Raw genomic sequence first — 26159 nt, forward strand, 5'->3', positions numbered from 1 at the left:
GAAGTCTCATAGTAATAGAATATTATTATACTAAATTTTAGGAGGTTTTAACTATGTATCAATGTCCTACTTGTAAGAGACAAACATTAGAAGGTTTTACTGATAAGAAAACTGGCGAAGGTTATTATATGTGTGACAATAAAGGTTGTCCTGATTATGGTAAACAAATAACCGATATTGAAGTTGTACAATAACCCTTTTCTTTTACAATACAAAGTTTAAATTAGTATTCCTGTCTTTCGTGAAGGTTTGAGGCAGGCTCTATATTGTCAAGTATCTTTACTGTGATAACAATATAGGCTAGTTTATGACATTTATGTTGTGGACTAGAAAAGTAAGTGAACGGAAAAGCTTCCCTACTAGAATACAATTTGAGGTATGCCTATCTACACTCTGGTAAGTACATAGTATTTACTCGGTTATTTGAAGAATAGGAAATAAACTATGAAACGCACTGCATGCTAACTGTTTTAAAAGGAGACAATTTTTCAAAAGTTTAAACCATATAATTTGTTTACACAAATTTTACACACCCCCTCAGCAAAATCTTATAAACTAAATAACTATTAACCTATCTCGCCTCCGACCACCTGTATAATTTTTAAAATAAATTACATTTTATATCAACGCTTTCCTTCGCATTGGAGAGCGTCTTTTTTTGTTTAAATAAAATGATCTGATTGTACCGAGTTCTAGTTACCCCATTGTTTTGGTTACATATTCGTAGTTACCAAAAAAGTACATATCTGCTATAAATTTATACTTTTTTAAACCTTCGAATTTTGCCCCTTATAGTCGATAAGGGAATTATGAGAAAGAGAATATTACTTTTTCTCCGGCTATTTAGATCACAAATACTCACGATAGAAGGTTGAACACTCCGTGAGTTAATTTTTTCCAAGGAGGTGGGGCTGAATGCAGAGTTTAAAAGACTTTCCTGATGTTTTAACTGTTAAAGATGTTAAGCGATTTTTGGGAATAGGACAAGTGCAGGCATATCAACTTGTGCATTCTCAGAAGTTTCGCATAGTAAGAGTCGGAACTAGAATTTTAATTTCAAAGCAATCGTTTGAGAGTTGGTTCGAAGGCAACTCAGTAAAATAATGAATATAAATAATATTTTCTTAGAATGACTTGGGCGCACTGCTGAACCATTTCCTTAAATGATTTTTTGTTATAAGATAAAGTTAGTGCCAAGTAGTAGATGCCCAGTCAAATATTTTTTGAGGAGGAACAAAACATTGACTGGCAATATAAGAGAAGATAAAAAAACAAACAAATGGCTTTATACGATTGAATTAGGTTTTGACGAAAATGGTAAAAGGAAGCGGAAAGTAAAGCGAGGTTTTAAAAATAAAACCGAGGCACGGAAAGCGATGGCAATTGCGATCGCTGATTTTTATCAAAATGAGCCTACGTCTATGGATACAAAGGAATTTAATAATGTAAATGAAACTGTTCAAGCAACTGAATCGGACAAGTGTGAAGGATTAACTTTAGGTGAGTACTTGGATTATTGGTTATTGACTTACGTTGAGACCAGTACTGCGTATAATACTTTTCTTGGATATGAGCGAATGATTCGAGTCCATATAAAACCAGAATTAGGCAATATTTTATTAAGTAAACTGAAGCCTAGAGATATCCAAGATTATTATACACGGAAAGTGAGAACGGATAACACGTTGGATGGCAATGAAGATGATAGTCGTTTATCTGCGCAATCGGTAAAACATCACCACCGTGTACTGTCAAAAGCACTTTCAGATGCTGTGGATCTGGAATTTATTGAGAAGAATGTAGTCAAAAAGGTAAAGCCACCTAAAGTTCAGAAAATCAAGACGATAACTTATACTTCTATTGAGTTAGAATTACTTCTAAACAATGCTATAGCAAATGAAGTTTATGGTCCCATTATTTATTCAGGTGCCTATACAGGAGCAAGACTTGGTGAATTAAGGGCACTTACATGGGAAGATGTGGACTTTAAAAATAAGAAGATGTTTATTAATAAAACGGCTTATGACGTTCGAAGAAGAGGAGTAAAAATCAAATACACTACCAAACATGGAGAGCGTCATATCGTTATGGGGAAAAAGCTAATAAATTTTCTTAAAGATCATAAACGAAAAAGTGATGATACTAAAAAGGTAATAGGAAAATCTTTTAATCCAAATAACTTAGTTTTCTGTAATTCGGTTGGAAACGATGTTCATCCGTCTGAATTACGATTAGCTTATAAAAAAGCAGTCGCACAAGCAGAATTACCAGTTAGTCGCTTCCATGATCTGCGTCACACACACGCAACTATTTTGCTACAAGCTAATGTCCATCCAAAAATTGTTTCAGAACGACTTGGGCATTCTAAAATTGGAATTACACTTGATCTTTACTCACATGTAATTCCTTCGCTTCAAGATGAAGCTGCAGATATGTTTGATTTGGCATTTGATGATAAATAACTAAAAAAAATTAAATGGCACCCTCAAATGGCACTCTTTCGGCACTCTATGGACAAAAGTAATGAAAAATGCCAATGAACTTATCGAGGTGCCTCATCTACATAACCTCTCAAAGCCTTATGTATCATAGTTTGGCGGGACCGTCTGGGAATCGAACCCAGCGGAGACGTCACGCGCCTCCCAAAAGGTTTTGAAGACCTCGAAGGACACCAGTACCTTAGCCGACCCCACGAAATAAGAAATATTACAATCAATAAACTATATTATAGTATTATAATAGGTAATAATCAATCTGTTCACGAAATTGTTACATTTCACAAATACTTATTATTACCATGACAAGAAATTATTATACGGAATAATATAGGGATTGTCCAATATTTACTTTTGGGGAGGAGAGGGAATGCGAGATTTTCATTGTTGTGCATCCTGCCGGGATTTTAAGATAGAAAAAACGAAGACTGGTATCAGGCACTATTGTTCCCGGCTTGGCTATGACACAAAACCAACATATAAGTTTAACTGCTGGAAACCGTCGGAGAGAGTAAAAAAATTAATGGATAAAACCAAGTAATTGACTAATAAACAGTGAAAGAGGCTGGGACATAACTAAAGTGTTTAACTGGAAATACGAACAATGTACTACCTTAGCGGAGGAAATATACGTAGACTCCTCGAAAATGTTAGCACATTTTCTTCGTGCGTGGGCAATCTCAAGGATGTGTAATCAGTGTCCTGCGGGAGCAAAGGCGAGGCCACTGAAAACAGTGGCAATGGCTTCGCGCGTTGCGAGTCTGATATGAGAAACCCACTCATATCAGGCTTCGAAAACATTGAAACGGCTCCGCTCATTGCTTCAAGCCCACTGAAAAAGATAAAAAGCGGAGGCCACTGAAAAAGTCATATATTTTTCGCTGAGAAAATAGCAATCGCTCCGCGCGTTGCGCGCCTGCTATGAAAAAACCACTCATAGCAGGCTTTAAAAACTTGCAACGGCTTCGCTGATTGCTTCGAGACCACTGAAAAAGGGAAAAAACGTCCTTTTTCAGTGGCCTCGAAAAGCGATCTTTTTCAGTGGGCCAAGGGCAAAGGTGAAACCCCGCAGTGGGAGCCAGGATGGCGACATTACGCCGTTGCCCACAAGCGGGACCTGAGACGCTTCCTCGAGTAGTTTGCGTCGAGTAATCGCAGACGCAGGACGTGGACTTTCCTTAGGTGTAATTGGCGAGGAGACTCACCAGACGCCCGCGGAAAGCGAAGTGTATTTCCGAAGCGATTTTTATATGCACCAACTATTTCGTTCGGGTTTCTTATTGATAAAAACACTTTTGTCCCAGCCTCTTTTACTAAAGTTAGAATTTTCACATCCCACTTAACAATTTTTGGTGTGGAAAATATTTAGGCCTTTTGGGAATTATTAAGATAGAGAGGGAAAGAATGTAACTACCTATTCTTTAAAAACTGTGACGGAATCGCTTTAGGAGGTTAAGGAATGAGAAGGATAATGCCAAGCTCTATTTCATCTTATAGTCAATATGGGCATTTAAAAATACCTAAATGTGTGAAAAGTGAGTGTCCTCAGTGTGGAATAAATGCTGAATTTACCTTGAAGGTGAACTATCAGTCAAATAGAGTTGGCCTTTTTTCACAGGGGGATTGTTCCAAATGTAAAAACACCTCTTCCTTTGTGATCATGATTGGAAATGGTCTAGAGAAAACAGGGGAAGTAGCGGAAGTGTACATTTACGACCAAAGACACCCACTGCATCAAATGAAGCAGTACAGAAATATTCCCGATGATCTTGTAAGAGCATACCGCTCAGCTATTAATGTCCATCAATCGAAAGATACTTCTGCAACAGCAGTCATGTCGAAAAGGGTACTTCAAAGCATGATCAATAGTTTTCTTGCGGAAAATAAGCTAGAAGGTAAACCTTTATCAGAACAATTGGAAATGCTGCCGGAGTATGTTGATTTTACACGGCCCATCTCATCCTTAAGAAGCCTCATCCATCCTGACAGTCATTTTCAGCAAATGTTAGAGCTAGAACGGGATCTGGATGAAGATATGGCGGGCTTAATCGTGGATTTATTAAATAATCTCATTGAGTATTTGTACATCCTTCCTTCCAGAATGGATTTTATCCATGACCAAATTGAAGAAAGGCTTAAATAAAAAATGAACATATCATTACGATTCCCCCTCATTCATTGACGAGTGAAGCCCACACTACTATGATAAGATAGAGGATCATAGTAAAATTTGGTTTCCGTTATTGAAGAGGGGGAACATTTATGTCAAAGCGTTTTTATACCATAGGAATGGCAGGTCATATTGACCACGGAAAAACAACATTAACGAAGGCGTTAACCAATGTAGATACAGACCGATTAAAAGAGGAAAAGGAACGGTCCATTTCCATTGAGCTTGGTTATGCCCCATTACATTTAGATGATGAGTCACAAGTTTCTATCATAGACGTACCAGGTCATGAGAAATTTATTAGACAAATGATAGCCGGAGTTGCAGGCATTGACCTCGTGCTACTCGTGGTTGCTGCTGACGAAGGCTTCATGCCACAGACGGTGGAGCACTTAGATATTCTTCGTCTTTTAGGAATACATAAAGGTTTAATTGTAGTAACAAAAATGGACCAAGTGGAAGAAGATATGATCGAATTAATAGAAGCAGATATTTCGGATCAAGTCCAAGGAACCTTCTTTGAAGGATCGGAACTGATTTTTGTAGACAGTCTTTCGAAAAAGGGTATTCCTGAGCTCTTAGAGAAAATAAAGGAATACTTAAAGGACCTTCCCATGCGTGACGCAGCTGGTGCCTTCCGTTTACCAATCGACCAGGTGTTTACGGTACATGGACAAGGTACTGTAGTTCGGGGAACCGTCTATGAGGGAGCCGTTGAAGAGGGAGATACTCTTGAACTTTTACCCTCTGGAAAAAAGGTGAGGGCAAGGCAACTCCAAGTTCACCATCAACCGCAAAAATCCGGTCGTGCAGGTCAACGGGTAGCTATCAATTTAGGGGGAATATCGAAGCATGAAGTAAAGCGTGGCGATGTATTAGTTTCTACCCAATTTTATACTACGACGACTACAGTAGATATCGCTTTGGATACGGTCGACTCTTTAGAATACCCGTTAAAACAACGGGGGTATATTAAGCTTCACCTTGGGACCGCAGAAGTTTACGGAAAAATCGTGTTTTTTGACCGTAATGAATTAACGGAAGACAAAAATGTTCTTTGTCAGCTTCGCCTTGACGAGCCTATCGTAACAAAACGGGGCGATCGATTTATCTTGCGGCGCCCAAGCCCAGTGGAAACGATCGGTGGAGGAGTCGTTATTGATCCTAATGGGGAAAAGTATAAGTTCGGAGAGGCAACCATTGACATGCTCTCTCGGAAAAAAGAAGGCACTCCAGAAGAACAACTAGTAGATCTGTTGAAAAAAAGAAAGGGTATGACAAAATCGGAAATAGAAAAGGAATTTTCATTAGGGGTTGGCGAACTAGAAGATCTTTTAAAGGAGCTTTTAGATAATGGAACGGTGGTTTCTTTTGGGAATAAGCTCGTTCTCCAATCTGTGTATGAGGAAATGCTTGAGTTAGTGAAAGAAGAGCTTTTAGCCTACCATAAAGAAAACCCTATGAGAGAAGGGAAAAATAAAGCGGAATTGAAAAATGACCTTCTTTTTTACGGTTCTGACTTAGCTGAGTCCGTTATCGAATCAGGTGTGAAAGAGGGCCTCTTTAGGAAAAACGGTCAATTCATCTCTTCTGCAGACTTCCAGCCTAGCTACCCAGCCCAATGGGCAAAGCGAATGCAGCAGGTGGAAGATACCATTGTAAAGCAAGGATTTGAAGTAGAGCTCTATGAATATATCGTTGAGAGAGCAGGTTTACCTTCTCATTTGCATGATGAATTGCGTCATTTCTATTTGCGAACAGGATTTGCCATAGAGCTAGATGACAAGCATATTGTTTCTACAGAAGCTTTTCAGAAAGCGGCGATTGCTGTTTATGAAAAAACAGAAGACCGCTTTGCATTGCAGGATGCCAAAGCAGTATTGAATCTGACCAGAAAATATTTAGTTCCATTCATGGAGCGTTTAGATTCTATGGGCTATACAAAACGAGAAGGCAATGAACGAATATGGGTGAAAAAACCGGAATAAAATGAAGTTAGGGCATTTCCTATTTTAGTGGGAGGTGCCTTTTTTATATCTTGAACTCAGGTGGAAAAGCTGTTTTTCTCCAACTTAGAGGAGCCTTTGCAATTGGGTAACGAGGAAGCTAATATTGTTCTCCAAATAAGGCTTCCATTCGTATTTGGGTAACAAGAAAGGGAATCTCGTTTCCAAATCTGAAGAAATCTTGACACTTGGGTAACTTACTTAAAGGCGGGAGTGCAAAAAGGTCATCATAAAGCATTCATGGATCCCTTTCTAGTTTGGAAGCAGGGGGAAAGGTCGCCATAACCAGTTTATGAGCCCGAAAACGAAGCTTAGAACTAATTTGAGTTATTATTATCATTTTTGATAATAATCCTTGACCTTTCAATATACTCTATTTAAAATAAAGTTAGACTAACCATTATCATTTTTGATAACAATAAAAACAATAAAATCCTAACTAACTTATGAAAGTGGTGATTGGCTATGGGTCAATCGAAAGGGGATGTTATTTTACATCCAGTTCGTATGAAGATCATTCAAGCTTTGGCAGGACGATCACTAACTGTGCAAGATTTAATGGATAAAATACCTGATATACCTCAAGCTACCATGTACCGTCACCTTAACATGCTAAAGAAGCATCAAATCGTTCTCGTTCAGGATGAGCAAAAAAAGCGGGGAGTCATAGAAAAAACCTATACATTGGACGTCCGTAATAGTTTTATTTCTGGAGAAGAAGCGAAACAAATATCGAAGGAAGACTATCTTCGTTATTTTATGATGTTTTATGGAAATCTCCTTCGGCTAATGGAAGAATACTTCGAGGATGAAGTGAATTTGGAAAAGGATGGATTTGGGTTTCATCAATTAGAACTAAATCTTAATGAAGAAGAAGGGGTTAGATTTCTTCAAGATTATAAAGCGTTAATCACAAAATATCAGTTCGAACCGAGGGGGGATAGAAAAAAACGAACGATGGCCACTGCATTTATACCAGAAAGAAATGGGGATAGAAAAAGTGAATAGGGAAGTTACATTTTCTTCAGATGTTCAGTTAGCAGGAACGCTAAGTATTCCTGAAAATGTTCAGGATAAGGCACCTGCCATTTTAATTATAGCTGGGAGCGGACCGACAGATCGTGATGGTAATATGAAAAAGTTTCAAGCCAATATGTATAAGCAGCTTTCGGAATTTTTTGTATCATTAGGTTTTATTACCCTTCGCTTTGATAAGCGAGGCACGGGGAAAAGCGAAGGAAAATTTATTACTGCGGGGATGTGGGATCTTGTTGAGGATAATATTGCGGCCTTAAACTTTTTAAAAAAGCAGGCAGAAGTAGATGAAACGAAAGTATTTGTTGTGGGTCATAGTGAAGGGTGCCTCCAAGGAAATATGATAGCAAGCAAAGTTCCTATTAGAGGGTTAGTCATGTTAGCTGGTGCTGGTCAATCGTTAATGGAAGCGACGGACTATCAAAGGGAAATCGCCTATTCACAAATTAAGGAGTTGACAGGCTTTAAAGGATTTCTCATTCGAAAATTAAATGTTATTGAAAAGGACCGAAAAAAAGCAAAAAAGCTATTTGATAAAATGCTTCACACAGATAAGGACACCATTCGTTATCAGTTTATTAAAATGAATGCAAAATGGTTTAGGGAGCATGCGGAATATGATCAAGAAACTAGCTTTAGAAAAATTCCTTGTCCCGTTTTGGCCATTACAGGAACGAAGGACGCACAAGCTGACTATAGGGCATTAGAAAGACTAACATCGGACGTAGGTGCCCCTATTGAAACACATATCATAAAAGATATGAACCATATTTTAAAAATTCAAGAGGAACCGATTGATTTTCAAAAATTAAAGAAAACGTACGTCAAAGGATTTACAAAGCCACTTCCAACAGAACTAACAAATATCCTTTCTAAGTGGTTACATGAACAAATTTAAGTTCAATAGTGTTAAACTTTTATCATAAGGTTTAACACTTTTTTGCGTTAAGGGGGCTTATATGTTTCTATCGATTGATTATTTGAAAGAAGGTAATCCAAGGCAGCAATTAGCTTACAAAGCTATGCATGCCCTTGGGTTACTAATAGATTTAGAGGAATATACGCCTGTTCTTTGTGGTACTTTGCCTATTAATATCGACATAGATAATTCAGACTTAGACATTATTATGGAAGTGAAGAATTTCGATGCTTTCGAGAAATCAATAGTAGCATTGTATGGTTGCCACGAGGGGTTCAGGATAAAAAAGACACATATCAGGGGGAATCCCGTAATGAAGGCGAATTTCCTTTACGGTGGGTTCGAATTTGAATTATTCGGTCAAGACGTTTTGGTCACTGAACAATATGCGTATTTGCATATGATCATAGAAAACACTTTGTTGAGGAAAAATCCCCCTATTAGGGAAGAAATTATCGCTCTAAAGAAACAAGGTTATAAAACGGAACCTGCATTTTGCAAGGTGCTAGGTTTGGAAGGTGACCCGTATGAAGGGCTTATCATGTATGGAAAGGAAAGGGGTATTATCACATAACCCCTTCATTTTAGTTGAATACGAAGGGAATTATCAACTATAATGAAGGAAATAACATGTTGGAGGTAAATCATGGCAAAAGATAGCTCATTTGATATTGTTTCACAAGTAGATTTTTCGGAGGTTACTAACGCTGTAACAATGGCTACGAAAGAGATTTCCACACGTTACGATTTTAAAGGGAGTAAGAGCAGTATCACCCTTGAAAACGAAGAGCTTGTTTTGGTTTCTGATGATGAGTACAAGCTAGAGCAACTAAAGGATGTTTTAATTAGCAAGCTAATAAAGCGTGGCGTTTCCATTAAAAATTTGGATTATGGAAAATTGGAAGGGGCTTCTGGCGGTACTGTGCGCCAACGGGCAAAGTTGATCCAAGGAATCGACAAAGAGCAAGCGAAGAAGATCAATACCCTTATTAAAAACAGTGGACTTAAAGTAAAAAGCCAGGTACAGGACGACCAAATTCGCGTAACAGGGAAGAGTCGCGACGACCTGCAGAAGGTAATTGCGGCCATCCGAGAAGCCGACCTGCCAATTGATGTTCAATTTATTAATTACCGTTAGATTACATACTTCGCGATGGTTAAAGAGAGGGGGCCTGTCAACTGACAAATATTACCCATTAGGTGATAGATTGACGCCCCCTTTAACATCTTCCATCCTAGTGGGGGCATCTTTTATGTTTTGGAGGATTGACTCATGTCCTTGAGGTTTTTAAGTTTGATTATTATTTTTTTACTATCTGGCTTTTATCTTTTTCAATTATATAGTTCTAATCATGCTTTAAGTTATCTTCCTGAGGAAGGGAAGGTTTATACTTATAAGTATCCGATTACAGACTTATTCATCAGTATTCATTACACTTCTATTCCAAGTGATGATTTAACGCAAAAGAAGAATCTCTTAGGTACTGTTACTTTTGAAGATGGTTGGGAAACTGAAATTCATTTAACTGAATCCAAGAACACAACAGAAATAACATTTGTAACATCTAATACATCACCCCTTATTTTATCTAAACCACTAGAAGTTGGTGATAGATGGGAATCGAATGTTTTAGATCCTGGAACCCATTCATCTAGTACAGAAAAGTATGAAATTGTAGATATTATAGAAGATTATGGATTTTCTTTTGGAACAATCGAGGAAGTAGTTCAAATTAAAAAAACCATTTCTTCTAGAGATTATGTAGGAACAGAATATTTTTATATTGCTTCAAATATTGGTCTACTTTATTGGGATAAAATTTATGAGGACGATGAAAGAGTTCGTTACAAGGAATTAGTTGATATTAAATGAAAGCAGAGGGAAACGTAACCCCTGTTTTTTCTATGTGTTCCATTACGCTAAATGAATCATGGGCACACACTAATATGTTTTTGTAAGGGGGGAAGAGGTTGCCACAATCAATGGTTAAAGAGGAATCTCCAAAAAAGAAACCACTTGGAAGCAATTTTAATAAGCTCCTAAGTGGAGTTTCTTTGACAATGCTAGGGGATGGACTAACATTGTTGGCAATTCCCTGGATTGCTACCACGTTAACAGATAATGCCTTTTACATAGCATTGGTTTCTGCAGCAATGGTTTTACCATGGCTACTATTTAGCATACCAGTAGGATTACTCATTGACAGGGTATCCCATCAGACTTTAATGGTTATGACTAGTGCTTTTCGGGGAATTGTCTTAAGTTTCCTTGCGTTTATCGTTTTTCAAAACTGGGTGAATATTCCGATCCTCATATTGGCCACATTCTTCATTGGAGTTGCCAAAGTTATTTTTGACAGTACGGCACAAACGACGATCCCAACGGTGGTGGGCCGTGATCAGCTGGAACGGGCGAATGGCTATATGGTAACTTCCATTACCACCATGGATGACATCATTGGTAAGGGGATAGGCGGACTCCTCCTTTCTTTAGGACTTTTCGTACCACTAATGCTGGATGCGGCAACGGCTTTGTTAACCATCCCTATCTTATTATCCATCCGTGGTGCGTATCAGAAGCGGAGTACGGCGCCATCAGAAAAGAAAGGGAAAAAAAGAGTCAAAGACGAGCTCCTCGAAGGGGTGAAGTGGGTTTGGAATCATCCTCTGTTGCGGGGGTTAGCCCTGTTGAATATCGGATTGACCACTTCTTTTGCTTCTATCATTGCTATTCAAGTTCTCTTCATTCAGGAAAACCTTGGTCTCGGTCCTGCGGGCTTTGGCATGTTAATGGTAATTGCTGCCGTGGGAGCTATCATTGGCGGACAGCTTGCTGGCTTTTTAAAAAATAAATTAGGAACGAAGCAAGGGATGCTTTTGTCGGTACTTATTACTGGAGTTGCCTTAGGTTCTGTTGGATTTTTAAATAATTGGGTTATCGTTGCCGTTCTTTTCATAATCGGAAACTTTGCCGTTGTCATTTGGAATGTTTTCCGCCTATCATTACTGCAGCGGATCGTCCCAGAGGAATTATTAGGAAGAGTGCTAAGTGTTTTTCGCTTCGTCTCCTGGGGGATGAGCCCCATCGGGATGATGCTTGGAGGCTTAATTGTCACACTAGGAGAATTTGTAGTTGCTAGGGAAATGGCCTTAAGGCTGCCATATATTGTATTTTTAGTAGTACAGCTGTTATGCTGCTTTATCATGTATTTTTTATTGAAAAATAAAGAGTTAGAGGGATAGTCATGAAAAAAGACAGGAAATATACAAAAGGATACCGCACTTATCAAATTATACTTCTCATCACCATTGTCATTGCTTATTTTGTTTACATCCTAACGGGACTTGCGACCAACAACTTTACCATTGCCGGAGTCGTAACAGCGAACATGGTTCATCTAATCGTATTGCTGTTAATTTTAACGCAAATTCATACCCTATTAGATGTGTATAAAAAATTAAACAAATGGGTGGATTTAGGGTTTAGTGTATTATTAGCGGTATTTTCCGTTATTCTCGCCTTTCAATTTTACCACTCAGCATTACACATTGCCTTTCCCATAGTATTGGGTATTATCGCTTTATCCCATTTATTCAATGCCGTGCATTTGATTAGTTCTAAAGCCAATAAAAACGAGTGAGTAAAATGAGAGTCGGGCAGAAAGTTACCGAAATGAAGAACAAATATAGTTTTGGGTAACTTTTAACAGGAAATCGTTACCCAAATTTAAAACCAAAATAAAATTCGGTAACATTCGACCTTAGAATGTTACCGAACTTCACAAAAGAAGCTACCATATTAGAATAATTGCCATCCATAGTTCACCAATAATAGCTCCCCTATCTTATTTCACGTAAATAGATTTTTCTCCCTTTTCAACGACAGTACCGATAATGGCAGCTTTAGAAACGCCTTTACTGTTCAATTCCGTTACATACGCTTCCGCTTCATCTGCTGGGAGACTCACTAATAATCCTCCTGAGGTAATGGCGTCGCATAAGGTGAATTGATCCACTTCTTCTAACGAATCCCCATAGTCTACACACTCCGCCAGCCATTGGTGGTTTGCTTTACTTCCTCCAGGAACAACACCTTGTTCCGCAAGTTCACGAGTTCCGTCAAGCATTGGCACGTCTTCATAATTGATCTCAAAGCTCACATCACTGCCATTGGCCATTTCAAAGGAATGTCCCAACAATCCGAAGCCAGTAATATCTGTTACAGCATGTGGGTGGAAAGAGTCTAATGATTCCCCGGCTACTTTGTTTAATTCGGCCATTGTATGGGTAACGACTTCTTCCTGCTCCGGCGTTGTTTTATCCCGTTTAATACCAGTAGTTAATATACCAACCCCGATTGGCTTCGTTAAGACGAGCTTGTCTCCCACTTGGGCACCGACATTTTTAAAAATACGGCTAGGGTGTACTACACCTGTTACACTTAGACCAAATTTAGGCTCTTGATCATCGATGGAATGTCCTCCAGCAATAACCGCGCCAGACTCGTCCACCTTATCAGAAGCCCCCTTAAGTATTTGAGCCAAAACTTCATGGGGCAGCTTCTTAATTGGGAAGCCGACGATATTTAAAACCGTTTTCGGCACACCGCCCATGGCGTATACATCACTTAGGGCATTGGCTGCAGCAATTTGTCCAAACATATATGGGTCGTCCACGATTGGTGTAAAATAATCCACCGTTTGAATTAAGGCAATATCCTCTGTTAACTGATAAACCCCAGCATCATCAGAAGTTTCATGTCCAACAAGAAGTTTTTCGTCTTTCGTTGATTTTGGTAAATGACGCAAAACTTGCGCCAGGTCGCTTGGACCAATTTTACATCCTCAACCAGCTTTTGTAGATAGTGCTGTTAATCTTATTTCTTGATTTTGATTTTCCACAAAAAACACCTCCATTGGTAACATACAATAACATTTTACATTTGTCTAAAGTAATACATTTTCCAGCTCTAGTAATGATTTTTGACGAAGTATGAGCATGTTTTTTGAATTTATAACTCATCCTATTATAGAATGATACTGAATCGTTCACAAAATATTCACATAAAGGGGACATTAAAACATGGAACACGAATACAAAATTCAAGTAGAATTCTGCCAACAGTGAAACTTTGCACCAAAAGCTGCGAGTCTCGCAGAAGAACTTTACAATCATTTCCGTTCAAAAATTGAGAACCTAAACCTAGTTACAAGTTCCGGTGGAGCTTTTGAAGTAACCGTAAATGGTGAAAAAATTTACTCCAAGCTGGAAACTGGACAATTTCCTGAACCACAGGAAATTATTTCAAAAATGGAACAACTGTAGTTTCAAAAGATGATCACCCTGACCAATCGAGTCAGGGTTTTTATATTTTTTTCACAATACAGACTTTAGTATAATCAAATGGAGGAGAATTAATTTTTATATAGAAAAAATATAAAGTAGACTTTAGGATGTTCTGTTTATAAATGATATAGAACGTACAGAATTAAAAAGTAAGAGGAAGTAGTTGTCACAGGAATTTTACGTCAACTTTGTTGCCATTTTTAAAAAGCTTGGAGAAGCGAAAAGCGTCCGCCTGTAGCGTAACCAAGCAAAACTTATTTTTAAAAAAAGCTATATAAAAAAAGAAAGGTGGCCGTAAAGACCACCTTTCCTAAGAGTCGATACTGCGTCCTATGGGGTAAAAGCGATGTTTGTCTTTTGGAAACACCTCATTTTCGATCGTATTCTTTCCTTGAATGTCTGTTGCCTGTTACTTGTACAAGCGAACCACCCCTCAAGGTTTCTTACGTCGAATCCCTTGCTGTATCTTCTCTATAAGAAGAAAGAGTTTATTAACTCCCTCTTCAGTTATTATGATGAACCATTTTAAATAAAAAAATAAGTGGAAAAATATTCAATATGGAGAGATTAATGATGACACAAGTAATAAGGATGCTCCCTGCGGTACATGAGGTGCAGCAATCGGATATGTATAGAGAGTTAGTCCAAAGCCTTCCTAAACTTCTCTTAAAGGAGTGGGTTCAGGAGGAAATTAGTCGATTACGGGAAAGTATTTTACATAATGAAAAACAATATAACGATGTTTCAAGAGAGGAACTTTTAAATGAAGTTCTAAATGGATTAGCTCAAAAGCACAGGAACTATGTTCCTTACCGGTTGCAACGGTTAATCAATGGGACAGGCACCGTGCTCCATACTAACCTTGGCCGGGCGAGGTTAAGTGATGCCGCCATTGAGCGAGTAGTGGAAACATCCAAAAACTACAGCTCCCTTGAATATGATGTTGCTGCTGGGAAGAGAGGTTCCCGCCATGACATCATTCAAGATTTGTTAGCAAAAGCAACGAATAGTGAAGCGGCTATGGTTGTAAATAACAATGCAGCAGCTGTTTATTTGATTTTAAGGGCGTTAGGGAAGGGGAGAGAAGTTATTGTTTCCCGAGGAGAGTTAGTGGAAATCGGTGGATCCTTCCGAGTATCCACCATTATGGAGGAGAGTGACGCCACCCTCGTGGAAGTGGGAACCACCAATAAAACTCACCCATATGATTATGAAAATGCCATTAATGAACAAACAAAAATGTTAATGAAAGTACATACGAGCAATTTTAAAACCGTTGGCTTTACAAAGGAAGTTACTACTAAGGAATTAAAGGAAATTGCCAAGTCACACGAAAGACCGGAAGATGATTTTTTAATTGTATATGAAGATTTGGGAAGCGGATCTTTATTTCCATTTAAGCATGACGGAATTGGAGAGGAACCAGTGGTAAAAGAAGCACTCACACAAGGTGCTGATATCGTTTCCTTTAGTGGAGATAAACTGCTAGGCGGCCCACAAGCTGGGATTATTGCTGGAAAAAAGGAATTAATACAGCAATTAAAAAAGCACCCTTTAGCACGGGTTTTACGAGTGGATAAAATGACACTGGCAGCTTTAGAAGCTACATTGTACCAATATGTATATGAAGAAGCAGAAATAGAGAAAATTCCAACCATCCGGGATATATTGCAGACAGAGGAACAAATAGAAGAAAAGGTAAATTACTTTCTTAATGAACTCAAAACAAATGGAATGCCGCGTAATTTGGAATTAGTAGTTGCAACGGATGCATCTCAAGTTGGTGGGGGAACGATGCCAACAGTAGAACGGCCTACGGTGGGGGTCAAGGTTATTCACTCTCAACTTTCCACTACACAACTAGAGAGAAGTTTGAGGGAAGGCCCAGTTCCAATCATCACTCGGATTAAAGATGATCAAGTTTTCATTGATTTTCGAACAATAGCAATAGAAGAAGTACCATTAATAGTGGAGAGCTTGGCCAATATAGGGAAATAACTTGGTTTGTTTTTCATCAAGCACTTACATGATTCAAATAGAAATAGAGGTGTCTCATGACCCAGCACTAGACACCTCCATTTATTTACCCAAAATGACTTAACCTTCTCCATCCGTTTGAGGTACATGATTTCGTTTCTTGACTTTATGGGACCCTGATAATGGTTCTGGCTGTCCACTTGGTTTATTCTTTGATGCATTCCTTCGCTGGTCTTTGTACGTATTCTTCTCCGTCATCTATTAAATCCTCCTCCTATAATTTCAAGCGTCCGTTTTATAACAATAATTAGGGACGCACTTTTAATTTTCGCGTTTCTCCTTCGTTTCATTCACAGACAATGGAATGTATAAACAATACCTAAATATAAACAATAACAGTGATTATATTTTTTACAAAGCTAAGGGGGAAGGGCCATGCCATATCATAAGAATAAGCGTCAAGCCTTTGAAGCGGCACAGCAAGCCTATGTTCAATTACAAGAGGCTATGGAGAATTTACATCCGGAAGATGCTGAATATGGGCATCAACACAAAATTGCAGAACAAGAATTAAATGAAGCAGTCCAGATTATACAAAAGGCACATGTAACTGCTTCTGAGCACCAGCGAAAGCAATTAGACATGTATTCAAAGGATATTGAGAAGTACAAGCATGATTTAATGGAGTAAAAAGTAGAAATTCACTAATAAATTTCAAAAATAGTGGGAGACTGAAAAGGTAATTTTGACCTAATCAGTCTCCCGTTTTTTATTGACGTTTTTTCGTCTTCTTATTAAATTGGCGCTGCTCTTCTGGAAGTGGATCGTTTACGTGACCCTTTTCGTAAAAACCTTCCCCTTGTGTTTTGGCGTCATTCATTCCAGGACGCGTGTTTGTGATTTTTCTATGTGACATTTTTCAACACCTCCGACCTTTAGTTTGTTCAGAGATGAATAAATTAATTTACAAAGATAGTTTTTCATAAAATATGGCAATAAGGAAAATGAAACTAAAAGTATAAGAAAAGTGTATATTATTTATTTGAACATTTTATGACAGTTTTGGTGTTATTGTAGTAAAATGAAAAGGGCTAATCTTCAGATGAAGTGTTTAGACAATTTTGAATAGGTATTATATGATAGTACATGAATAGGAGGGAATACATATGTCGAATGAAAATTTGTATAATTCGAAACGTACGTTTGAAGCAAATGGTAAGACGTACAACTACTATGATTTAAAAGCAATTGAAGAAGCGGGAGTTGGAAACGTATCCAGACTGCCATACTCCATTAAAGTACTTTTAGAGTCCGTATTACGTCAATATGACGGTAAAGTAATTAAAGAAGAGCATGTGGAAAATCTTGCAAAATGGGGAACAGATGAAGTGAAAAACATCGATGTTCCATTTAAGCCAGCACGTGTCATTCTACAAGACTTTACAGGGGTACCAGCGGTGGTAGACCTTGCATCCTTAAGAAAAGCAATGGCGGATATGGGGGGGGACCCTAACGAAATTAACCCTGCTATTCCAGTGGACCTTGTTATTGATCACTCTGTACAGGTTGATGACTACGGTAAGGAAAACTCTTTATTCCGTAATATGGAATTAGAATTCCAACGTAACGAAGAGCGTTATAAGTTCTTAAACTGGGCACAAAAATCCTTTAACAATTACCGTGCAGTTCCTCCTGCAACAGGGATCGTTCACCAAGTTAACTTAGAGTACTTAGCGAACGTTGTCCAGCATGAAGAGAAGGATGGCGAGACAGTTGCTTTCCCAGATTCTCTAGTTGGTACCGACTCCCACACGACGATGATCAACGGTCTTGGAGTTCTTGGTTGGGGTGTTGGTGGTATTGAAGCGGAAGCAGGAATGCTTAAGCAACCATCTTACTTCCCAGTACCAGAGGTTATCGGTGTGAAGCTTGTTGGAACTTTACCAGAAGGAGCTACTGCAACTGACTTAGCACTTAAAGTGACTCAAATTCTTCGTGAGAAAAAAGTTGTAGGTAAATTCGTTGAATACTTCGGTCCTGGGCTTACAGATATGACCCTCGCTGACCGTGCGACTATTTCTAATATGGCTCCTGAATATGGTGCAACTTGTGGTTTCTTCCCAGTTGATGAAGAAACATTAAACTATTTACGTTTCACTGGACGTAGCGAAGAGCTAGTTAACCTTGTTGAAGAATACAGCAAAGCTAACGGAATGTTCTATACTCCAGGCCAAGAAGATCCAATCTTCACTGACGTAGTGGAAGTAGATCTAAGTACTATCCAACCAAACCTTTCTGGTCCTAAGCGTCCACAGGACTTAATTCCACTAGCAGATATGAAACAAGAGTGGAGAAAAGCACTTACTGCACCTGTAGGAAACCAAGGCTTCGGTCTAGCACCAGAAGAAGTGGAAAAGGAAACTACGGTTAAGCATCCTAACGGCCAAGAGTCTACGTTAAAAACAGGTTCCGTTGTTATCGCAGCGATCACTAGCTGTACGAACACTTCTAACCCATACGTTATGATCGGCTCTGGTTTAGTAGCGAAAAAAGCTGTAGAAAAAGGTTTAGAAGTGCCTGCTTATGTAAAAACAAGCTTGGCACCAGGTTCAAAAGTAGTAACTGGCTACCTAGAAGATGCTGGGCTAATGCCTTACTTAGATAAACTAGGATTTAACCTAGTAGGTTACGGCTGTACAACATGTATCGGTAACTCCGGTCCACTTCCTACTGAAATCGAAGAAGGAATTGCAGACAGCGACTTAACAGTTGCCTCCGTATTAAGTGGTAACCGTAACTTTGAGGGACGTATCCACCCATTAGTGAAAGCTAACTACTTAGCTTCACCACCATTAGTAGTTGCTTATGCACTAGCTGGAACGGTAGATATTGATTTATACAATGATGTCATTGGTCAAGATAAAGATGGTAATGATGTATTCTTTAGTGATATTTGGCCAAGTCACGCTGAAATTCAAGAGGCAATGGAAAAGGCTGTTGCTCCAGAACTATTCAAGAAGCAATATGAGCGCGTGTTTGACGATAATGAAGAGTGGAACAAGTTAGAAAGCCCAGAGGGTGATCTATACAGCTTTGACCCAGAATCCACTTACATTCAAAATCCTCCGTTCTTTGAAAACTTATCTCCGGATCCGGAAGATGTTAAAGAACTTACAGGATTACGTGCCGTTGGTAAGTTTGGTGACTCCGTAACTACGGACCACATTTCTCCAGCAGGCTCTATTGCAAAAGACAGCCCTGCAGGAAAATATTTAATCGAAAAAGGCCTAAAGCCTGTTGACTTCAACTCTTATGGATCCCGTCGTGGTAACCATGAGGTAATGATGCGCGGTACTTTCGCCAATATCCGTATTAAAAACCAATTGGCTCCAGGAACAGAGGGCGGTTACACAACTTACTGGCCAACTGGTGAAGTTATGGCGATTTACGATGCTTGTATGAAATACAAAGAAGATGGTACTGGCCTAGTAGTTCTTGCTGGTAAGGACTACGGTATGGGAAGCTCCCGTGACTGGGCAGCAAAAGGTACAAATCTTCTTGGTATTAAAACAGTTATTGCAGAAAGCTTCGAAAGAATCCACCGTAGTAACCTAGTGTTAATGGGTGTACTTCCACTTCAATTTAAAGAGGGAGAAAGCGCAGATTCACTTGGATTAACAGGTAAGGAAACATTTGAAGTTAAAGTAACAAATGACATCAAGCCTCGTGACTATGTAACAGTAGTAGCGAAGGATGAGTCAGGAAAAGAAACAACATTCGAAGTTCTAGCGCGTTTCGATAGCGAAGTAGAAATCGATTACTACCGTCACGGCGGAATCCTACAAATGGTACTTCGTAACGCATTAAACGAAGCGAAGTAATATAAGCATAAAATAAAGGGTGCTCCTCAGGAGTACCCTTTTATTCATTCATAGCCGAGACCCCACAGCGACGAAGTCGCGAGGAGGCTTGGCAGGTCACCCACGACACTCCTGCGGAAGAACGAGCAAGCCAAGACCACACTGGGCAAAGCCCGTGGGGGCTTGACAGGTCGTCCGCGGAAAGGGAGTGGACCGTAGCGAATGACAACTAGATTCGAATTTTCAGGCTAGACCCTTATTCACCATGCTATGTCAAAGAGGATATGTTTAAATGAACAATGTATTACTTCTTGAGTGGTGAAAGGAGCATTATTACTGTTCCGCTAAATGAACGTGTACATATTCCGGTAATAAATGCTTGTCCTTTAATGATTGATCCTCCTCATAGGCTTTATAGGAAAATAACTCTTCCCCATTTTCCAAGGCAGTAACCTCTAAAATATAATCATCATCTTTTCCTTTTGTTTCTAACTTTAAGGTAATAGGACCCATTTTTAATTGGTAAAAGTTAAATTCAAGACCTAGCAATGTTTTTGACTGTTTTCTACTTTCTTGGTGAGTAATAATCAAGTTAGCAAGGTCGCGAATTCTGATGGGACGTTTAGACTCCCGCTTGAACAGTTCAGAAACTCCTTGTCCAAGATGTTTAGAAAAATTTTTAAGTTGATCTAAAAACTCGCCCATAGGGTGTTCACCGTCCTTTACTTTTTACGTTAGTGTATGTAAAGGATTTAAAAAAATGAAACAAAATGCTTCCGCATTTAGGAGAAGTTTTTCCAAAATAAATATATACCTCTTCTTTACATAGTTGATGGAAGAGAACACATACTAACGCTAGTGTATCCAATTTTTTTTCAGAAAGGGGCTGTATAAAAAATGGGAAGACAAAAGAAGGGTAACGCAAATGCCCAAAGGAACAATAATAAGAAAGCACAAGGGAAGAAGAATCATGCTTCGGAGCTTGAAACATTTGCTGATTATGAAGTGAAAAAAATGAAGAATGATTAGTTCATCGTGAAGGAGACGGAAGGAATGCTTGATTTTTGGCATGGTGCTCAAGATCTTCCGATTTACGGCTTTGTTTTAAGAGCTGCAATCGTTTATGTCTACGTATTTGTACTAATAAAAATTTTAGGCCAGAGGTCCATGACAACGATTAATCCTATTGATTTTCTGTTCGGAGTGATTATTGGGGATGTTGTGGGGGAACCGTTAGCTGATGGGGAAGTACCGCTAGCCGGCCCTTTTGCTGCTGCAGGATTTATTGGGGCAATACATTTATTTTTATCTTATATTGCTCTTAAGATGCCTCGTTTTAGAAGGGTTATTGAGGATGAACCCATTATCCTGATTGAAAAGGGGAGAATTCTTCACAATGAGCTGAAAAAAGCAAAGATGACGGTAGAATCCTTATTAATGGATTTGCGCTTTAAAAGTGCTATTGATTTAACGGAAGTGGATTATGCCATACTGGAGTCAAATGGACAAATAAGTGTCATCAAAAAATCTAAATTCGATTCCCTTACCCCTTCTGATATGGGGCAATCTCCACAATCGAAAGGATATCCTAGTGTTATTATTCAAGATGGGCATATCATTAAAGCAAATCTTGATAAATTTGCTGATGAGGTATGGCTCAAAAATACGATAAAACAACATGGATACCATCGAGCATCAGAAATATTTTTAATGACCTTGGATGGAGCTGGGAAAGTATATATTAGCGGAAAGGATAGAAAGGCAAACTAGACCGATTATCCCATTTTATGTTAGAAACGTTTACCTCTTGTTAATAATGGAAATAATTAACGTAGAGGTGAATACTTATGATGAAAAAGAAAATGCGTTTTGAAGAGCTCATTCAAGAAAATAAAAGAGAATTATTAAAGGATCCAAAGGAGTTAGAAAAGATTGAACGTCGTTTAGACAAGCGTCATATGGATCGATTACCCTCCTAAAAAAGTGAATTCTATTATTTACTTCCGGCCATATTAATCATATGGAAGGAGGGTGGAGCATGGCTTCTGATTATACAAAATTCCAACAGTTCCGACCGAATAAATTAGGAACACAACCAAGAAAGAGCGACTCCAACAAAGGGAAGAAAATGAATTCTAAAGGTGACGATAACCCGAATTATATACCTCCCCATGGAGACGGAAAATAAGTGACAAATAATAAGAAGGTGAGGAAAGGATGAATGTAACCTTATACCTCACCTTCTTTTTTTTTGAACAAAATTTTAAGACAATCGTAGGACTTGTCAAATGAGTGTATGCATAAGATAATAATACTTATTGGACAAAAGGTGATTTGAGGTGTCGTGATTTTGACCAAAACAAATATCGGGGAAAAAAAGAAAAGTAGGTCTTTATACCCTTTTGCTTCTTGGCTGTTATTCATTTATTTAATTGTTCTTTTTTACATAACACTGTTTGCATGGAATTATGGAGCTTCCTTAGGCCCAGTGGGACCTGGAGGAAGAAATTATAATTTGGATCCTTTTTTTAGTATTTATCGAATTGCAGTTTATAGCCCAAGCTGGGTAGACCCTTTTCGGATTTTAGTTGGAAATGTGCTATTATTTATTCCTTTTGGATTTCTATTACCTCTTTTTGTGGAGCGTTGGAAGACAAATGATAAGCCTGTTAGAATGTTTCCCGTTGTGGTTGCAGCCATGTGTCTATCCATTGCAATTGAAATTAATCAATTTGTCTTTACTTATAGGGTAGCGAACATTGATGATGTTATACTTAATACAACTGGGGCATTAATCGGGGTAATTGCCTATCGCCTAATGCGATGGAGTGAAAGGTTTAAGAAAAAATAAAGGGTGTGGCTAAAGTCATTTAGACTTTATGACACACCCTCTTTTTTCGTTGTGGAAGCAGAAGCCAGCTCACTGTACATCCGCTTTGTCCAAATTCGGTATCCTACATAAACAATAGAAATAAAAATACCGTATATAATCCCCATATAAATGAGCTCTATTGGATTGGTAACAATCGTATGTCCAATCAAGGCGAATAGTGTCATGGCAGGGATTTTTCCTAATCCAGAAGCGATAGAATAGGATACGAATGAGACTCTGCTTAATGCAGCATAGGCATTGATTAAAATGGATGGAATGACTGGAATCATCCGTAATACAGTAATGCTCATAAAGGCATTGCGTTCAAATAACAGTGTTACTTTTTTTGTGACAGTGTATTTTAATAAGATTTTCGTTCCCCATTCATGAAAGCCACCATACCGAATCATGGCAAAGAAGATGATCGAAGCCAAAGTAGACCCAATCCAAATGACTAATGATCCGAGGGCTGGTCCATATGCAGCACCAATGACACTTCCTACTATCGGGTAAGGAATAACAGGAAATAAGGACATCAATGTAGCAATAATGGCTGTAACCCAAACAAAGCTCCGGTCCGCATTTTGTATCCAATGAAGCAGCGGTTCATGGTAAAAGAATAGAAAAGTTACGATGACAACTCCAAGAAAAAAAACGGATAATTTACGGGACATAATTTTCTCCTTTAATATAGTTATCTGCTCCATACGATTATACAACAAAAAGTGACATTAAGGTAACAGGTAATCCTATCCCTCGTCCTGCGTCTGGGATTACTCGACGCAAACTACTCGAGGAAGCGTCTCAGGTCGACCTTGTGGGCAACGGCGTAATGTCACCGTCCTGTGGTTCCCCCGGGTAACACTGGAGTCGCCCGCCGCCTTGCGCTTCTCCAAGCTTTTGCTAAACAGCCAATGTTTGTTCTAAAAGGGAAATACTATTAATTTTTGGAAACTGTTCACGGGACATTCATCTAGCACGTAGACTACAATGATGAACGTGTTAAAAAGGGAGTGTACCGTATGCAAATCCATGTTGTACAAGAGGGACAAAGTTTGTATGGGATTTCTCAAGCGTACTCTGTTTCAATGGAGGATATTATTGATGCCAATGAAATTGTAGATCCTAATAATTTGGTGATTGGTCAGAGTCTTGTGATTCCTATTGTAGGTTCATTTTATTGGGTTCAACCTGGGGATAGTCTTTATAGTATTGGTCAACGGTTCGGAATACCTGCACAAAGGCTTGCTGAAGTAAATCAAATTCCATTAGAGACGCCTCTAAATGTAGGTTTAAGACTTTATATACCACCTCGGCCAAAAACAGAAATCGAAGTAAATGCTTATATTGAACCATTAGGGGGCACGGTATCTGAAAATTTAATTGAATCGGCACGTTCCAGAGCGCCTTATTTAACATACTTAGCCCCATTTAGTTACGAGTTAAATAGGGATGGAACATTATCAGCCCCACCTTTAAATGATTTTCCATCCATCGCACAGGCAAACAACGCTGGATTAATGATGGTTATTACCAATTTAGAAGAGGGTGCATTTAGTGCAGAAGTTGGTGCTGCAGTTTTGACAAACGAAACGGCACAGGACACCTTACTAAATAACATCATTGAAGAAGTAAGAAGAGTAGGATATCAGGACGTCCATTTTGATTTTGAATACTTACGAGTAGAGGACCGAGAGCGGTATAATCAATTCCTAAGGAAAGCGGTTAACCGTTTAAGGCCGGAAGGGTTACTTGTATCAACGGCCCTTGCGCCAAAGACCCGTGCAGATCAACCAGGTCAGTGGTACGAGGCACATGACTATCGGGCCCATGGGGAGATTGTGGACTTCGTGGTGCTGATGACTTACGAATGGGGGTATAGTGGTGGACCTCCAATGGCCGTTTCACCAATCGGCCCTGTAAGGGAAGTTATTGAGTATGCTCTCACAGAGATGCCAGCGGACAAAATTATGATGGGGCAAAACCTCTATGGGTATGATTGGACATTGCCGTATGTTCCTGGTGGGGAATTTGCTGCTGCATTAAGTCCAAATAGAGCTGTTCAATTAGCCTATCAGCAAGATGTTCCTATTCAATACGATACGGAAGCACAGGCACCATTTTTTGAGTATGTAGACGACGAGGGGGCGGAGCATGTTGTATGGTTTGAAGATGCGCGGAGTATTCAAGCAAAGTTTGATTTGATCAAAGAATTAGGTTTAAGGGGTATCAGTTATTGGAAGCTTGGATTACCATTCTCCCAAAACTGGACATTGCTTGCCGATCAATTTGATATTAAAAAGTTTTAGTTAGGTGGCAGCACCCATGGAGGGTGCTGTTTTTTAGTGCCCGAAACTGGAGCAGCAAGGGGGAGTTGGTGCACTAAAAACGTTGAGGAGTTCACGAAATCTATTTCACACATTAGTTATTTCGAGAAAGATTACAAATACGAAATATAACACTAGCGAAATCACCAATTTTCTAGTAATATTTCGTATATCTAAACATTTCAAATTTTTTTCGTACACTAAGGTGGAATCACTTATGAAAAACAGACCATGGTTCGTTTATGTTATTTTAGCATTAGCAACTAGCAGCTGGGGAAGTGCATTTATTGCCGGAAACTTTGCTACTAGAGATTTTGACCCTATCACTGTTGCTTTTTTACGTTTCCTATTTGCGGCAATTATTCTCCTGCCTCTTATGTGGTGGCTGGAACCTAACCGAGTGAAGCCGAAAGGAAAAGAGTGGCTTCTTCTCGCATCCTTGGGGTTAACTGGAATTGCCTTATACAATATTTGCTTTTTTATTGCAACAAAAGAAGCACCCATTGTAAAGAGTTCCTTATTTATTGCCTCTAATCCTGTACTCATTATTTTATTATCAGCCCTTTTCCTTAAGGAAAAAATCACATCAAGAAATATTATCGGGTTAATTTTGGCGTTAACGGGGGCTACTGTTATTATCACCGAAGGAAACTTTATGGCCGTTATCCTAGCAGGGTTATCACCCATTGACCTTGTTTTACTAATCGCTGTAATATGCTGGGCACTGTACAGCGTTTTAGGAAAGGTTGCATTACAACGATTTAGTCCTTTAGTTAGTACTACCTATGCAGTTGTATTCGGAACAATCATGCTGTTTCCCTTTGCTGTAGCTGAAGGCAGCTGGAGTCAGTATGTGGAAGCAACTCCTTTAACATGGATGTCTATCCTACATATGAGTGTGATCGTTTCCGTTGTAAGTTTTATCATGTACTATCAAGGTATTCGTACCATTGGTGCCGCGAAAGCATCTATTTTTATAAATTTAATGCCTTTATCTGCAGTTATTCTAGCTGTTTTATTGTTAGGAGAACCTATATTGCCGGTTCATATTGTAGGTGCTGTCTTAGTACTTACTGGTGTTACTATAGGAACGGGGGCAAGGCTTAGGAAGAAGGCCCCTGTCTTAGCAGTTGAAAAATAATTTTTCTCATT

General features: G+C 38.9%; 28 protein-coding genes and 1 tRNA gene. 23 read left to right on the top strand and 6 right to left on the bottom strand.

The features are described 5' to 3' along the window. The first annotated feature begins 53 nt into the window (after positions 1 to 53). The 3 genes from J2S74_RS24255 (at position 54) to J2S74_RS24265 (ending at position 2462) form a co-directional block, all read left to right on the top strand. Complete coding sequence (locus tag J2S74_RS24255; RefSeq protein ID WP_307331363.1) at positions 54 to 194, top strand: hypothetical protein; 141 nt, start codon at positions 54 to 56, stop codon at positions 192 to 194. Between the two features lie 721 nt (positions 195 to 915). Next, entirely contained in the window at positions 916 to 1104 is a 189-nt protein-coding gene (locus J2S74_RS24260) for a helix-turn-helix domain-containing protein (RefSeq protein WP_307331366.1), read from the top strand. A gap of 137 nt (positions 1105 to 1241) precedes the next feature. Next, positions 1242 to 2462: a site-specific integrase gene (locus J2S74_RS24265; RefSeq protein WP_307331369.1), complete on the top strand. Its 1221-nt coding sequence runs from the start codon at positions 1242 to 1244 to the stop codon at positions 2460 to 2462. 132 nt (positions 2463 to 2594) lie between these two features. On the opposite strand, the gene J2S74_RS24270 is transcribed toward J2S74_RS24265, so the two are convergent. Further along, a tRNA-Sec gene (locus J2S74_RS24270) sits at positions 2595 to 2691 on the bottom strand. A gap of 1263 nt (positions 2692 to 3954) precedes the next feature. On the opposite strand from J2S74_RS24270, the gene J2S74_RS24275 reads away from it, so the two are divergent. The 9 genes from J2S74_RS24275 to J2S74_RS24315 all read left to right on the top strand — a co-directional run bounded on the left by J2S74_RS24275 (position 3955) and on the right by J2S74_RS24315 (position 12266). After that, complete coding sequence (locus J2S74_RS24275; RefSeq protein WP_307331371.1) at positions 3955 to 4638, top strand: hypothetical protein; 684 nt, start codon at positions 3955 to 3957, stop codon at positions 4636 to 4638. A gap of 119 nt (positions 4639 to 4757) precedes the next feature. Continuing rightward, the gene (selB, locus tag J2S74_RS24280) at positions 4758 to 6653 is read left to right on the top strand and encodes a selenocysteine-specific translation elongation factor (RefSeq protein ID WP_307331373.1); all 1896 of its coding nucleotides are present in this window, start codon (positions 4758 to 4760) and stop codon (positions 6651 to 6653) included. Between the two features lie 483 nt (positions 6654 to 7136). Then, positions 7137 to 7679: a helix-turn-helix domain-containing protein gene (locus J2S74_RS24285; protein WP_307331376.1), complete on the top strand. Its 543-nt coding sequence runs from the start codon at positions 7137 to 7139 to the stop codon at positions 7677 to 7679. Next, positions 7672 to 8604 carry an alpha/beta hydrolase family protein gene (locus tag J2S74_RS24290; protein WP_307331378.1) on the top strand — a complete coding sequence of 311 codons (933 nt, stop codon included), beginning with the start codon at positions 7672 to 7674 and terminating at the stop codon, positions 8602 to 8604. Before J2S74_RS24285 ends, J2S74_RS24290 begins: the two co-directional genes overlap by 8 nt. A 61-nt stretch (positions 8605 to 8665) precedes the next feature. Next, entirely contained in the window at positions 8666 to 9199 is a 534-nt protein-coding gene (locus tag J2S74_RS24295) for a DUF4269 domain-containing protein (protein ID WP_307331380.1), read from the top strand. 72 nt (positions 9200 to 9271) lie between these two features. Continuing rightward, on the top strand, positions 9272 to 9763 hold the full coding sequence (locus J2S74_RS24300; RefSeq protein ID WP_307331382.1) for a YajQ family cyclic di-GMP-binding protein: 492 nt from the start codon (positions 9272 to 9274) through the stop codon (positions 9761 to 9763). A gap of 135 nt (positions 9764 to 9898) precedes the next feature. Then, positions 9899 to 10498 carry a hypothetical protein gene (locus tag J2S74_RS24305; RefSeq protein ID WP_307331385.1) on the top strand — a complete coding sequence of 200 codons (600 nt, stop codon included), beginning with the start codon at positions 9899 to 9901 and terminating at the stop codon, positions 10496 to 10498. 98 nt (positions 10499 to 10596) lie between these two features. Further along, the gene (locus J2S74_RS24310; protein ID WP_307331389.1) at positions 10597 to 11868 is read left to right on the top strand and encodes an MFS transporter; all 1272 of its coding nucleotides are present in this window, start codon (positions 10597 to 10599) and stop codon (positions 11866 to 11868) included. Between the two features lie 2 nt (positions 11869 to 11870). After that, the gene (locus tag J2S74_RS24315) at positions 11871 to 12266 is read left to right on the top strand and encodes a hypothetical protein (protein ID WP_307331392.1); all 396 of its coding nucleotides are present in this window, start codon (positions 11871 to 11873) and stop codon (positions 12264 to 12266) included. 204 nt (positions 12267 to 12470) lie between these two features. Here the strand turns inward: J2S74_RS24315 and selD are convergent, their stop codons facing one another. Continuing rightward, a complete protein-coding gene (gene selD, locus J2S74_RS24320; protein ID WP_370876069.1) occupies positions 12471 to 13541 on the bottom strand; it encodes a selenide, water dikinase SelD in 1071 nt (356 codons plus the stop codon). 166 nt (positions 13542 to 13707) lie between these two features. Between selD and J2S74_RS24325 the strand changes: the two genes are divergently transcribed. Both J2S74_RS24325 and selA read left to right on the top strand, forming a co-directional pair. After that, complete coding sequence (locus tag J2S74_RS24325) at positions 13708 to 13950, top strand: Rdx family protein (protein ID WP_370876067.1); 243 nt, start codon at positions 13708 to 13710, stop codon at positions 13948 to 13950. Positions 13951 to 14544: 594 nt separating this feature from the next. Continuing rightward, entirely contained in the window at positions 14545 to 15969 is a 1425-nt protein-coding gene (gene selA, locus J2S74_RS24330; RefSeq protein WP_307331393.1) for an L-seryl-tRNA(Sec) selenium transferase, read from the top strand. Positions 15970 to 16068: 99 nt separating this feature from the next. Here the strand turns inward: selA and J2S74_RS24335 are convergent, their stop codons facing one another. Beyond that, on the bottom strand, positions 16069 to 16206 hold the full coding sequence (locus tag J2S74_RS24335; protein WP_307331396.1) for a small acid-soluble spore protein P: 138 nt from the start codon (positions 16204 to 16206) through the stop codon (positions 16069 to 16071). 177 nt (positions 16207 to 16383) lie between these two features. Between J2S74_RS24335 and J2S74_RS24340 the strand changes: the two genes are divergently transcribed. Continuing rightward, complete coding sequence (locus J2S74_RS24340; protein WP_307331399.1) at positions 16384 to 16638, top strand: hypothetical protein; 255 nt, start codon at positions 16384 to 16386, stop codon at positions 16636 to 16638. A 79-nt stretch (positions 16639 to 16717) separates the two neighbouring features. Here the strand turns inward: J2S74_RS24340 and sspO are convergent, their stop codons facing one another. Continuing rightward, positions 16718 to 16864, bottom strand: a complete 147-nt coding sequence (gene sspO, locus J2S74_RS24345) for a small acid-soluble spore protein SspO (RefSeq protein WP_307331401.1) — start codon at positions 16862 to 16864, stop codon at positions 16718 to 16720. A 250-nt stretch (positions 16865 to 17114) separates the two neighbouring features. Here sspO and acnA point away from each other — a divergent pair, with 250 nt between their 5' ends. Beyond that, positions 17115 to 19829: an aconitate hydratase AcnA gene (acnA, locus tag J2S74_RS24350; RefSeq protein WP_307331403.1), complete on the top strand. Its 2715-nt coding sequence runs from the start codon at positions 17115 to 17117 to the stop codon at positions 19827 to 19829. Positions 19830 to 20141: 312 nt separating this feature from the next. Here acnA and J2S74_RS24355 read toward each other — a convergent pair whose 3' ends face one another. Further along, positions 20142 to 20513 carry a hypothetical protein gene (locus J2S74_RS24355; RefSeq protein ID WP_307331405.1) on the bottom strand — a complete coding sequence of 124 codons (372 nt, stop codon included), beginning with the start codon at positions 20511 to 20513 and terminating at the stop codon, positions 20142 to 20144. Between the two features lie 192 nt (positions 20514 to 20705). Here J2S74_RS24355 and ypzF point away from each other — a divergent pair, with 192 nt between their 5' ends. The 5 genes from ypzF (at position 20706) to J2S74_RS24380 (ending at position 22659) form a co-directional block, all read left to right on the top strand. Further along, positions 20706 to 20837 carry a protein YpzF gene (ypzF, locus tag J2S74_RS24360; RefSeq protein ID WP_307331407.1) on the top strand — a complete coding sequence of 44 codons (132 nt, stop codon included), beginning with the start codon at positions 20706 to 20708 and terminating at the stop codon, positions 20835 to 20837. A 24-nt stretch (positions 20838 to 20861) separates the two neighbouring features. After that, positions 20862 to 21578: a DUF421 domain-containing protein gene (locus J2S74_RS24365; protein WP_307331409.1), complete on the top strand. Its 717-nt coding sequence runs from the start codon at positions 20862 to 20864 to the stop codon at positions 21576 to 21578. Positions 21579 to 21655: 77 nt separating this feature from the next. Beyond that, a complete protein-coding gene (locus J2S74_RS24370; RefSeq protein ID WP_307331410.1) occupies positions 21656 to 21787 on the top strand; it encodes an FbpB family small basic protein in 132 nt (43 codons plus the stop codon). Between the two features lie 59 nt (positions 21788 to 21846). Further along, positions 21847 to 21996, top strand: a complete 150-nt coding sequence (locus J2S74_RS24375) for an acid-soluble spore protein N (protein ID WP_307331412.1) — start codon at positions 21847 to 21849, stop codon at positions 21994 to 21996. 162 nt (positions 21997 to 22158) lie between these two features. Continuing rightward, positions 22159 to 22659, top strand: a complete 501-nt coding sequence (locus tag J2S74_RS24380) for a VanZ family protein (protein WP_307331415.1) — start codon at positions 22159 to 22161, stop codon at positions 22657 to 22659. Between the two features lie 26 nt (positions 22660 to 22685). On the opposite strand, the gene J2S74_RS24385 is transcribed toward J2S74_RS24380, so the two are convergent. Continuing rightward, complete coding sequence (locus J2S74_RS24385) at positions 22686 to 23399, bottom strand: TVP38/TMEM64 family protein (RefSeq protein WP_307331417.1); 714 nt, start codon at positions 23397 to 23399, stop codon at positions 22686 to 22688. A 303-nt stretch (positions 23400 to 23702) separates the two neighbouring features. Here J2S74_RS24385 and J2S74_RS24390 point away from each other — a divergent pair, with 303 nt between their 5' ends. Continuing rightward, the gene (locus tag J2S74_RS24390) at positions 23703 to 24989 is read left to right on the top strand and encodes a LysM peptidoglycan-binding domain-containing protein (RefSeq protein WP_307331421.1); all 1287 of its coding nucleotides are present in this window, start codon (positions 23703 to 23705) and stop codon (positions 24987 to 24989) included. 235 nt (positions 24990 to 25224) lie between these two features. Beyond that, on the top strand, positions 25225 to 26148 hold the full coding sequence (locus J2S74_RS24395) for a DMT family transporter (protein ID WP_307331423.1): 924 nt from the start codon (positions 25225 to 25227) through the stop codon (positions 26146 to 26148). The last annotated feature ends 11 nt before the right edge of the window (positions 26149 to 26159 follow it).

The sequence above is a fragment of the Evansella vedderi genome (assembly GCF_030813435.1).
Taxonomy (GTDB): Bacteria; Bacillota; Bacilli; order Bacillales; family Salisediminibacteriaceae; genus Evansella; species Evansella vedderi.

Bases quoted from the DNA above. Each gene is read 5' to 3' on its own strand.
- J2S74_RS24255 (WP_307331363.1), top strand. From the start codon at position 54: ATGTATCAATGTCCTACTTGTAAGAGACAAACATTAGAAGGTTTTACT.
- J2S74_RS24260 (WP_307331366.1), top strand. From the start codon at position 916: ATGCAGAGTTTAAAAGACTTTCCTGATGTTTTAACTGTTAAAGATGTT.
- J2S74_RS24275 (WP_307331371.1), top strand. From the start codon at position 3,955: ATGAGAAGGATAATGCCAAGCTCTATTTCATCTTATAGTCAATATGGG.
- selB (WP_307331373.1), top strand. From the start codon at position 4,758: ATGTCAAAGCGTTTTTATACCATAGGAATGGCAGGTCATATTGACCAC.
- J2S74_RS24285 (WP_307331376.1), top strand. From the start codon at position 7,137: ATGGGTCAATCGAAAGGGGATGTTATTTTACATCCAGTTCGTATGAAG.
- J2S74_RS24295 (WP_307331380.1), top strand. From the start codon at position 8,666: ATGTTTCTATCGATTGATTATTTGAAAGAAGGTAATCCAAGGCAGCAA.
- J2S74_RS24300 (WP_307331382.1), top strand. From the start codon at position 9,272: ATGGCAAAAGATAGCTCATTTGATATTGTTTCACAAGTAGATTTTTCG.
- J2S74_RS24305 (WP_307331385.1), top strand. From the start codon at position 9,899: ATGTCCTTGAGGTTTTTAAGTTTGATTATTATTTTTTTACTATCTGGC.
- J2S74_RS24315 (WP_307331392.1), top strand. From the start codon at position 11,871: ATGAAAAAAGACAGGAAATATACAAAAGGATACCGCACTTATCAAATT.
- selA (WP_307331393.1), top strand. From the start codon at position 14,545: ATGACACAAGTAATAAGGATGCTCCCTGCGGTACATGAGGTGCAGCAA.
- J2S74_RS24335 (WP_307331396.1), bottom strand. From the start codon at position 16,206: ATGACGGAGAAGAATACGTACAAAGACCAGCGAAGGAATGCATCAAAG.
- J2S74_RS24340 (WP_307331399.1), top strand. From the start codon at position 16,384: ATGCCATATCATAAGAATAAGCGTCAAGCCTTTGAAGCGGCACAGCAA.
- sspO (WP_307331401.1), bottom strand. From the start codon at position 16,864: ATGTCACATAGAAAAATCACAAACACGCGTCCTGGAATGAATGACGCC.
- acnA (WP_307331403.1), top strand. From the start codon at position 17,115: ATGTCGAATGAAAATTTGTATAATTCGAAACGTACGTTTGAAGCAAAT.
- J2S74_RS24355 (WP_307331405.1), bottom strand. From the start codon at position 20,513: ATGGGCGAGTTTTTAGATCAACTTAAAAATTTTTCTAAACATCTTGGA.
- ypzF (WP_307331407.1), top strand. From the start codon at position 20,706: ATGGGAAGACAAAAGAAGGGTAACGCAAATGCCCAAAGGAACAATAAT.
- J2S74_RS24365 (WP_307331409.1), top strand. From the start codon at position 20,862: ATGCTTGATTTTTGGCATGGTGCTCAAGATCTTCCGATTTACGGCTTT.
- J2S74_RS24370 (WP_307331410.1), top strand. From the start codon at position 21,656: ATGATGAAAAAGAAAATGCGTTTTGAAGAGCTCATTCAAGAAAATAAA.
- J2S74_RS24375 (WP_307331412.1), top strand. From the start codon at position 21,847: ATGGCTTCTGATTATACAAAATTCCAACAGTTCCGACCGAATAAATTA.
- J2S74_RS24390 (WP_307331421.1), top strand. From the start codon at position 23,703: ATGCAAATCCATGTTGTACAAGAGGGACAAAGTTTGTATGGGATTTCT.
- J2S74_RS24395 (WP_307331423.1), top strand. From the start codon at position 25,225: ATGAAAAACAGACCATGGTTCGTTTATGTTATTTTAGCATTAGCAACT.